The sequence below is a fragment of the Marinilabilia sp. genome (assembly GCF_016278715.1).
In the GTDB taxonomy this organism is placed as follows: domain Bacteria; phylum Bacteroidota; class Bacteroidia; order Bacteroidales; family Marinilabiliaceae; genus Marinilabilia.
The window spans coordinates 1-9268 of the sequence record NZ_JADQBH010000235.1 but is presented as its reverse complement, the minus strand read 5'-3'; the positions used below and the strand labels follow the sequence as shown (position 1 = coordinate 9268).

General features: G+C 38.7%; 9 protein-coding genes and 2 pseudogenes. 8 read left to right on the top strand and 3 right to left on the bottom strand.

The features are described from left to right. Together QZZ43_RS14525 and QZZ43_RS14520 are read left to right on the top strand one after the other, a co-directional pair. Positions 1 to 420: pseudogene (locus tag QZZ43_RS14525) on the top strand (formylmethanofuran dehydrogenase); the annotation flags it as partial. Between the two features lie 78 nt (positions 421 to 498). Then, entirely contained in the window at positions 499 to 1962 is a 1464-nt protein-coding gene (locus tag QZZ43_RS14520) for a PAS domain-containing sensor histidine kinase (protein ID WP_291860885.1), read from the top strand. 12 nt (positions 1963 to 1974) lie between these two features. Here QZZ43_RS14520 and corA read toward each other — a convergent pair whose 3' ends face one another. The 3 genes from corA to QZZ43_RS14505 all read right to left on the bottom strand — a co-directional run bounded on the left by corA (position 1975) and on the right by QZZ43_RS14505 (position 4329). Continuing rightward, on the bottom strand, positions 1975 to 3033 hold the full coding sequence (gene corA, locus QZZ43_RS14515) for a magnesium/cobalt transporter CorA (RefSeq protein ID WP_291860883.1): 1059 nt from the start codon (positions 3031 to 3033) through the stop codon (positions 1975 to 1977). Between the two features lie 4 nt (positions 3034 to 3037). After that, positions 3038 to 3532: a 6,7-dimethyl-8-ribityllumazine synthase gene (gene ribH, locus QZZ43_RS14510; protein WP_291860881.1), complete on the bottom strand. Its 495-nt coding sequence runs from the start codon at positions 3530 to 3532 to the stop codon at positions 3038 to 3040. Between the two features lie 119 nt (positions 3533 to 3651). Further along, positions 3652 to 4329 carry a tetratricopeptide repeat protein gene (locus QZZ43_RS14505; RefSeq protein ID WP_291860879.1) on the bottom strand — a complete coding sequence of 226 codons (678 nt, stop codon included), beginning with the start codon at positions 4327 to 4329 and terminating at the stop codon, positions 3652 to 3654. Between the two features lie 205 nt (positions 4330 to 4534). Here QZZ43_RS14505 and QZZ43_RS14500 point away from each other — a divergent pair, with 205 nt between their 5' ends. The 6 genes and pseudogenes from QZZ43_RS14500 to QZZ43_RS14475 all read left to right on the top strand — a co-directional run. Continuing rightward, positions 4535 to 5638, top strand: coding sequence for a DNA replication/repair protein RecF (locus QZZ43_RS14500; protein WP_291860876.1), 1104 nt, complete (start codon positions 4535 to 4537; stop codon positions 5636 to 5638). Positions 5639 to 5642: 4 nt separating this feature from the next. Next, a complete protein-coding gene (locus QZZ43_RS14495; protein ID WP_291860873.1) occupies positions 5643 to 5957 on the top strand; it encodes a DUF721 domain-containing protein in 315 nt (104 codons plus the stop codon). 405 nt (positions 5958 to 6362) lie between these two features. Then, positions 6363 to 7253, top strand: a pseudogene (locus QZZ43_RS14490) (hypothetical protein); the annotation flags it as partial. Beyond that, entirely contained in the window at positions 7247 to 7768 is a 522-nt protein-coding gene (locus QZZ43_RS14485; protein ID WP_291860870.1) for a hypothetical protein, read from the top strand. The pseudogene QZZ43_RS14490 and the gene QZZ43_RS14485, both read left to right, overlap by 7 nt. A gap of 267 nt (positions 7769 to 8035) precedes the next feature. Beyond that, positions 8036 to 8617 carry a hypothetical protein gene (locus tag QZZ43_RS14480; RefSeq protein ID WP_291860867.1) on the top strand — a complete coding sequence of 194 codons (582 nt, stop codon included), beginning with the start codon at positions 8036 to 8038 and terminating at the stop codon, positions 8615 to 8617. Positions 8618 to 8878: 261 nt separating this feature from the next. Further along, positions 8879 to 9268: hypothetical protein (locus QZZ43_RS14475; protein WP_291860865.1), on the top strand; the 390-nt coding region annotated here is incomplete at its 3' end.

Below are 9268 nucleotides of genomic sequence, written 5' to 3'. Positions count from 1 at the left end.
AATGATTACGGAAAAAATGCCGTAACCATTGCAACCCGAAAAGGCAGGGGGTTTAGAGTCAGGGCAAAGAATGATATTAGAAAAGCCATCGGGCGTTCTGTTCCTGAGTTTAACCCGTTATTTGAAGCGGTAGTTGTGGAGAAAAATCACAGTCCTGAATTGAAAAAGAGGTTTGGAGAGGTTTCGCGTGAGGCTTCTTTTGGCCTGTTGGAAATTTCCTTTGATGAAATGTTTGAGGTTCGTGAAGCGCAAGTGGAGGTTCCCGATTATGCTCCTATAGAAGAAAGTGCCGTTTGTGATGAATGTGGCGAAATATTCATGTCGTCCAGGGGCCTCACGAAAAACGGAAGGGTTGCTTGTCATGCCTGCATGAACATACGTCATGCGTTTTTGGACGGTTATGGTATTCATTGCCATTAGTCGTCAAAAAAAACCTGTTTGTTCAAATCCTTAACCAGACTGTGCCGTATATATCAGAGAATACCTAAATTTTTAAGTATGATAAAAGAACAACAGCTTGTGAAAGCCCTGGATAATTCAGAAGGAATTATCCTGATAACCGAACCCGACGGAACTATTGTTTTTGTAAATAAAACCTTTGAAAAGGTATATGGGTACACCAGGGAAGAGGTTACCGGACAGAAACCCTCTGTTTTGAAAAGCGGTTTTCACACCAAAAAGTTTTATGATGAGTTATGGGAGACCATTGGAAGTGGGAAGAGTTGGAGCGGAGATATTGTAAACCGAACCAAGTCGGGAGAAATAATTACAGAAAGAGCTTCCATTTCACCCATATTTTCAGATGACAATTCGAAAATCAGTGGTTTTATTGCTGTAAAATACAATGTTTCAGAACGGAAAAAGCTCAAGGCTCAGTTAGAGGAAAGAGAGCAATTATTCGAAAAGCTGTTTGAGAATTCTCCTGTAGGCATCTTTTTTTTGGAAGCTCAAAAATCGGAAGGAGAGTTGAATGATTTTCTGATTGAACAGGCTAATTTAAAATCTTCCAGCATATTTAACCGTATTTCTTTCATCGGGCAGAAACTTTCAGGAGTGTTAAAGAATCAAAATATTCCGGGCCTTTTAAACGAACATCGTACGCAACAACACGGGGAAGATGTTTTTGAATGGGAAAATCTTTGTGATGGGAAAGTGCTGGAGTTCAAGCTTTTCAGTCTGGGGGGAGTGAAATATTGTTTGTTGATTTCAGATGTGAGTATTAAAGTGAATATGGAAAACCGACTAAAGGAGAGTGAGGCCCATCTGAGAGAACTAAACGATACCAAAGATAAGATTTTCAGCATTATTGCACATGACCTTAGAAACCCATTTCAGACTATTATTGGTTTTGCTTCGCTTCTTAGTGACGGCATAGAGGACCAGTCGATACCGGAAATAAAACAGATGGCGAACCGAATCAGCAGTATGTCGGAACAAACATATAAATTGCTGGACGATTTGCTTACCTGGTCCAAATCACAACTTGGACAGCTGAAGCCTGTTCACGTTAAAATTGAATTAAGGAACCTGGTAGAGAAGTGCTATAAGCAGCTTGGCATGATTGCCGAAAAGAAAAATATTTTGCTAAAGAATGATCTTCCGGAAGGTTTATTTGTCAAAGCTGATAAAGATATGCTGGAATTTATTGTGCGTAACCTGGTTCATAACGGAATTAAATTTACCAGAAACGGAGGCTCTGTTCGTTGCTATTCCGCAATGGAAGCGACTCAAATTCTTTTGCATATAGAAGACACGGGAATAGGAATTCAAAAGGTTAAACAGAAAGAAATATTTTCTCTTTCAGGTAATATATCCACCACTGGCACCAGTGAAGAGGCCGGAACTGGTCTTGGTCTGATGTTGTCGAAACAGATGGTTGACCTTAACAAAGGCCGGATATGGGTAACCAGTGAGCCGGGAGTCGGCTCTTGCTTTACGGTTGCATTTGATGCTATGAAATAGTGATTGGTGGTGTTAAAACCATTTTTTGCGGCGGAAATAGAGAAGCATTACAAGTGCTGAAATTACCATGAGTCCCCATGCAGCAGGATATCCGTATTGCCATGTAAGCTCGGGCATCTTTTCAAAATTCATCCCATAGATTCCGGCAAAAAACGTAATGGGAATGAAGATGGTGGCCACGATGGTAAGGACTTTCATCACTTCGTTCATTCGGTGGCCCTGGTAAGAGAAAAACAGGTTCGTGGTGCCTTCCGCGCGGGTAAGGTTAATATCAGCTTCGTCGATGAGTTGCATCAGCTGGTCTTTTAAATCAGAAAAATAGGGGAGCGTTTGGGCTCTGATTTGTTCCGCCCGTCCTTTTTCTGTAAACAAGATGGTCTCTTTCATTGGTGTGACCGCTTTTCGGAGTGCAAAAAGGTTTCGTTTTATTTCTTCAAGAGATGCGATGTATTCGGGTTTTGGATCTTGCATGATTTGTTCGGGCAGTATGTCTAATTGCAATTCCAAGTCGTTTAGAGTTGTGTAACAATTGCCCGTGATGGCATCGAGTAAAAGATACAAGAGGTAGTCGGCCTCACTTTTTCGAACCCTGCCTTTTCCCTCACGAATTCGTCGCCTGATGTGTTCAAAGTGGTCTCCCTTTTTTTCCTGAAAGGATAACAGCACATTGTCTTTGAGGATAAAACTAATTTGCTCCGCCTCAATGCTTTGATGATTGGATGGGAGCAGGGATTTAACCGAAACAAATAGAAGTTCGGGATGCAATTCCACCTTTGGACGCTGATTGGTGTCAACAATATCCTGAATGATTAAACGGTCAATGTTGAACTGATCGGCGATTTCATGAACCAGCCTGGTATCGTGAATTCCATGCAGATTAATCCAGAGAATTTCCTCCTCAGATTGTTCCAGATTGTTGCGTATCCGGTCAAAATCAGCTTCGGAACTTAATTCAGAAAATTTTTGTTCCGAAAAACGAAACAGCTGAATTGAAGCTGTTTCAAGAAACTGTTTCCCCACAAACTGAATGACCGGTTCAATTGTTTTTCTCTGAAGGTGAAATCTGGACATTTTTTTAGCTTTTTAATTCCTGGTTTAGTGCGACCATTTTAATTGCTGTTATGGCTCCTTCATCGCCTTTATTTCCATGTTTGCCACCGGCTCTGTCAATTGCTTGCTGCTGATTGTCGGTTGTAAGAACACCAAAAATAACAGGTTTCCCATATTTTGCATTCAGAAGCGTTATTCCCTGGGTTACACCCTGACAGACAAAATCGAAGTGAGGGGTGTCTCCTTTAATCACACATCCCAGGCAGATGACGGCATCCACATCGGTTTTTTTAATGAATTGTCTGGCTGCGTGAGTTAATTCAAAGCTGCCGGGGACATGCGCAACTGTAATATTCTCAGATATGGCTCCCTGTTTTATTAACGTATCCCAGGCTCCTTGCATCAGGGCATCGGTGATAACCGGGTTCCATTCCGATACGATGATCCCGAATTTCATGTTTTCTGCTGAAGGTACTTGTGTTGGATCGTATTCTGAGAGGTTTTTAAGATTCGTTGCCATGTTTCGGTTTTTAGGAAAATGAAATGTTTTTTCGATATCTAAAAAAAGGTTGTCCGGAAAAAACAGACAACCTTTAATATAATAAATTTCACAGATATTTGTTTATTGTAAACAAATATTTAGTTTTTGATTTTGGCTCTGGTAATATATTTATCAATCTGACGGGCTTCAGAGCTGTTTTTGAATTCATTTTTGATTTTGTTGTAAACCTCAATCGCTTTCTTATTCTCTCCTGATTCTTCAAAAAGGAGTCCCAGTTTGAAAAGATAGGTGGGAGCGATAAGATCGTTGTCCAGATTTGATGCTTTGGTGTACCATTTAATGGCTTCATCGTTACTTCCCAGTTGCAGGTATGCATCTCCGATAGCTCCCTGAGCAGTAGCCATTAAAATTGGCTCATCGGTCGAAAATCCTTTCAAATAGTCAATTGCACTTTCATAATCTCCGAGGTTCAGGTAGCAAGCGCCTGCATAATATTCAGCCAGTTCACCTACATCCGTAGCTCCGTACTGGTCGATTATTTCCAGAAATCCTGGGTTCATACCGTCACCGTTCAGGGCAATGTTAAAACTGTCGGTTTGGAAATATTGCTGAGCCTGGAATACTGTTTCCTGAGCTTCTTTTTGCAATGGCTCCATGTATAGTTTCTTAAAAGCCCAATAGCCACCTACAAGAATGATTAATGCAATGGCTGCAAAACTTATCAGCTTCTGATTGTCTTCGATAAATTGTTCGGTTTTTGTTAATGCCGATTCTACATTTTCAAAGCTGTCTTCGTGTTGTTGGTTTTTTGCCATATCGAATTTAAATTTTTTTCCGTAGGCAAATGTAATTCTTTTCACTATTATTCAAAACAGCCAAAGACAAAAAAAATAGCCGGGCATGGCTTTTGCTCTTTTTTCTTTGCTTATTTTTGTTGTTTCATTGATTAGTTCAGTCTAAAATGGATCTTTATTGCCAAAACTGAGGATTTCTTCGAATCACTTTAAAATAATACGAATTGTGTATCTTAAGCATCTGAATATCCTGAATTACAAGAATGTTTCGCAGGTTGAGCTGGGGTTTTGTGACGGAATAAACTGCTTTGTCGGGCCCAATGGTGCCGGGAAAACCAATCTGCTGGATGCTGTTTATTATCTTTCTTTTTGTAAAAGCTATTTTAATTCCATTGATAGTCAGAATATATGCCACGATGAAGATTTTTTTGTGATTCAGGGGGCTTTCGACAGAAATGATAGTGATGAGCAGATTTATGTAGCTTTGAAAAGGAATCAGAAAAAACAGTTCAAACGAAACAAGAAAGAGTATTCCCGACTCTCTGAACACATCGGGTTGTTGCCGCTTGTAATGATATCCCCTTCGGATGAACGCTTGATTGTGGAAGGCAGCGACCAGAGAAGAAGGTATATCGACAGCGTAGTGTCTCAGTATGATAAACCTTATTTGGAGAAGGTGATCAGGTACAATCGGGCACTGATGCAACGAAACACCCTGCTCAAAAAAAGTGAAAGACTTAATGATTCCCTGCATGCCCAGTTTGATGTATGGGATGAGCAGATGACCCTGTTGGGCCAACAGATTTTTGAACAAAGAACTGCTTTTATTGAACAACTGGTACCTGTTTTTCGGGAGTTTTATCAGCACATCAGCGGAGGAAATGAAGAAGTGGATATTCATTATCAATCACATCATCAGGCTGGAAATGTTATTGAAAAACTAAGGGAACATCGTCAAAGGGATTTGATATTGGGCTATACCACCAAGGGTGTTCACAAAGATGACCTTCATTTTTTGCTGAGCGGACAGCCCGTTAAGAAAGAAGGGTCGCAGGGACAAAAAAAGTCTTTTCTGATTGCACTAAAACTCGCCCAGTACGAGTTCCTTTCGCGGCATAACGGGTTTGGCCCCATCCTGTTGTTGGATGATGTGTTTGATAAATTGGACGAAGAAAGGGGCAATAGCTTGATTCAATTGGTCTCTCAGGACAGATTCCGGCAAATATTTATTACCGATACTCAAAAACAAAGACTGACTGAAATTGTAGAGAAAACCGGGAAAGAAAATCTTTTTTTCGAAGTGAACAACGGCAACGTGCAAACAATATAGTACTATGAGTTACAAAAACCGGGATAACAGGAAAAATTCAGTGCAACCGCTGCAGGATATCCTAAACGAAATCATGGGGAAACAGCCTTCTATTTCCAGAGGGATTTACAATTCCCGTATTCCCGGTGCGTGGAAGGAAGTTGTAGGGCCTTCTGCTGCACGGGTGACCAAAAATGTGTGGTTTCGTAACGGAGTGGTTTATGTGACTCTTCACAGTAGTGTTATCCGAAATGAATTGCTGCTTCACCGCGATACCATCATTCAAAATATGAACGATAAAATTGGCAATTCTGTGGTAAAAGAGTTGGTTCTCAGGTGAATGTTTTTTTTTTTATTACATTAGCGCAAGTGATGGTTTAGCTGCAATTTTTGTTCAGGACGGAAATGCAGAAAACCTGCATTATGCTTATACAGATTATTTAGGATCACTTGTTGCCATTTCGGATGATAATGGCACCTTGTTGGAATGATTTGCTTATGATCCCTGGGGTAATCGCCGGAATCCGGATGACTGGACTCAGAGGATTACCACTCCTGTAAGTGAGATTACAGCCCGCGGCTACACTATGCATAGCCTGTCCCGAATTCATTCGGGAAGCACCTTGATGGGTTTGCGCTTTTCAATATGTTCAGTGAGGACTTTGGTTTTGCCCCAAAGCAAAACCATTAGCCGAACTAATCCCGATAGTGACGAAGGAACGTATCGGGAAATGGCAGGGTTTATGACCCATTAACCTCAAGGTTCTTGAGTGCAGATCCGTTCATCCAAGCGCCTGGGCAATGGATGAATTATGACAGGTATGCTTATGTGATGAATAATCCGTTGATTTATTATGATCCAACGGGACATAAATGGGACTGGAATTGGATAAATCCAGTATATTGGATGAGCGAGGGGATGCAATGGTTAAACGATAATACTACCGGATTGCGGGAAAAGATGGTGGATATTGGTATTCCTAATTTTAATGTGGAACATAATATTGAGGTGAATCTGTCGGGTAACAATCCCTCAACATATCAACCACCTTCGGCTAATACTATAAATGGGTATTCTTTGCCAAGTGGATCCGATTTTTATTCTCAATTAACGCCGGGTAGAGCAATTACAGATATGCTAATTATGCCGAGCTTGTCATTGAATTACCAGATGCATGGTGTTTCAGTAGACATGAGAAGCGGCTCTTTAATGTTCGATGATAAAAGTACTGCTTATGATTACATGTGGAACAAATCTTTTAATAATGAATTTGGGAATTTTGGCCCGGTAAGAGAGGTTTCTGGTTTTCAACTTCAAAGTGGCAAAGTAATGGTCATGCCTTATTATGCTAATAAAATTAATAAAGCTTTTAATAATTATCAGGAGACTCGAGGTAATTGGCAAGAAGTGAAATTTAATAATCAATGGCATCTTATTTCGACCCATATCCATACGCATCCCCGATTGGCTGCACAAAAGGATAATCCAATAGGACTTAGCGGTGACGATTTAGATGTACAAAGAGGATTTGGAAAACCAATATTAATCATTTATGATAGAGCAATTTATTCCATAGACGGAACATATAATTATGAAAAGGACATTTGGAACTTTGAAGAATTAATGATATGGTAAGATATATAATTAGCATAGTGATTTTATTCACTGGTATTTCCTGCAACTCAAAATCTGAAAAAGAGACTTTGTCTATTCAGACTTTGGATATTACGAATGAAGTTTTAACTGAAGAAATTGTCAATTTTGTGGATGAAGTTGATCCTCCGGGTGGTAGAGGATCAAATTCTCATCCCTACATTACCATTAAGTACCTTAATGCAGATACTGTGGCTTATAGGATTGACTATTTTGGGGGACCTTTGTTTTTTTACCATCATGCAATTGCTTTTTTTGTCCAAGTCGATGAATGTTACATCCCTGTGGAAATAGAAGAAATGATGCACTCTTCAGAATTCTTTTTCAGAATAAAGGATGAAGTAATAATGGAATATTGTAAGCACTATTTCCCCAAAGAATATGCATATTATCAAAAAAATGGTGAATGGCCTATTCCTCCTAACTCCCGAGATCGATATAGAGTGTTAACATTCAAGGGTGATATACTTATAAATAAAGAAGATAGATTCGATTAGTTTTATAGGTCAAGGAGAAATTGCATGATCTAATAAATTTCGACCATTATGATTTATGTACTGTAGAAGTAAATCTTGCATTCATTCGCAGTCAATGTATAATTCTGGAAACATTGGATTGTCAGGAAGCCATCTTCCAGATGAACAAACCGGAGATTATGAAATGTTTATTTGGTCAGGACTTCCATATATTCATGTAATGTACAATAATGAAGTATATAGAGTTGCATACCCAACAGTTAAATGGGATATAATAAATTTAGGAACATGGTAAGAAAATTGTTTATTTTATTATTTGTTTTATCTATCGTTGTAATTTCTTGTAATGAGGAAGGAAAAAATACAGTCCAAATTGGGGATAAAAGTTATTTGTGGAGTCTTAACAATGGGGAGCTAAAAGAACAAATTTTGGATTACTTTCAAACTGTGGATACAGGGGACAATTACCAAAATAATGTCCTATTTCTAGGCGTTTCAAAAGATGATTCCTCTTGTGTTAATTATAAAATTAGATATATTCCTAGTGCATCATTTTTCGTGAGTGGCTATACGCATATGATAATTGATATTGAAGGAAATCCGATTTGTGTGTATTTTAATTGTGAAGATCCTTTTTTTCCTTCATTTAAGCTTTCGAATGAGTCAATAATTAAATTAATGAAGTTGTATTACCCTGAGGATTATAGATATTTCAAAAAGAAAGTTGAAGATTTCGAGAATGAGCCAAACCTAAATGAAGATAATTTTCAATTGAACACTGTTTTTCCACCTCCCTCTACTTGGGCGCCGGAAAGTTGGGAGTTAACTTTCCAGGATGGAAAAATGATAGATAAGAAGATCAAGCGATAAATTGATTCACTTGTAGAGGGAGAAATTCTCATTAATGATAATCAGAAGGTATTTTTAATGCTTTCAACCGCTAGCGAGAGTTTGTAGTTATTGCCTCGTGCCAACGACGAATAGATAGAACAGCTTGTAGATTTCTATAGGCTGTTCTATTATATTGAATAATAAGTTTAGGTGTGGCGGCTTTGCCAAAAACTATCTATCAACTTGCACAACCAAATGGACAAGGCTTAACAAACATTATCATTTGGTATAATATTAGCAATGTGGGTGTTACAAATACGCCAGATACTCATACACATTAAAGTATTTATTTATGAAAAAATAGCATATACATTATTTGTCTTAAACTCAATATTGATGTTTAGTTGTGTGTCTTGTAGTTTTGCTCCAGGAAGTTATCCCTACGCAGAAAAATATGAAATTAGTTGTGGTGAGTTGGATTTAGCCAATGCCATTGAAAAATTTAAAGAAGAAAATCCAGAATATCGGGTACCAGCCCAGTCACAGCTAAAAGATGGACGTAGGGATGAGAATGACCATTGGTATCATGTATACTTTTATTATGCAAAGGAAAATGAAATAGTTAAGACATGGATTAGAAAATCCAGTGAGGGAACAACCACCTTTGCTTTTGTTGCAATAAACGATGGC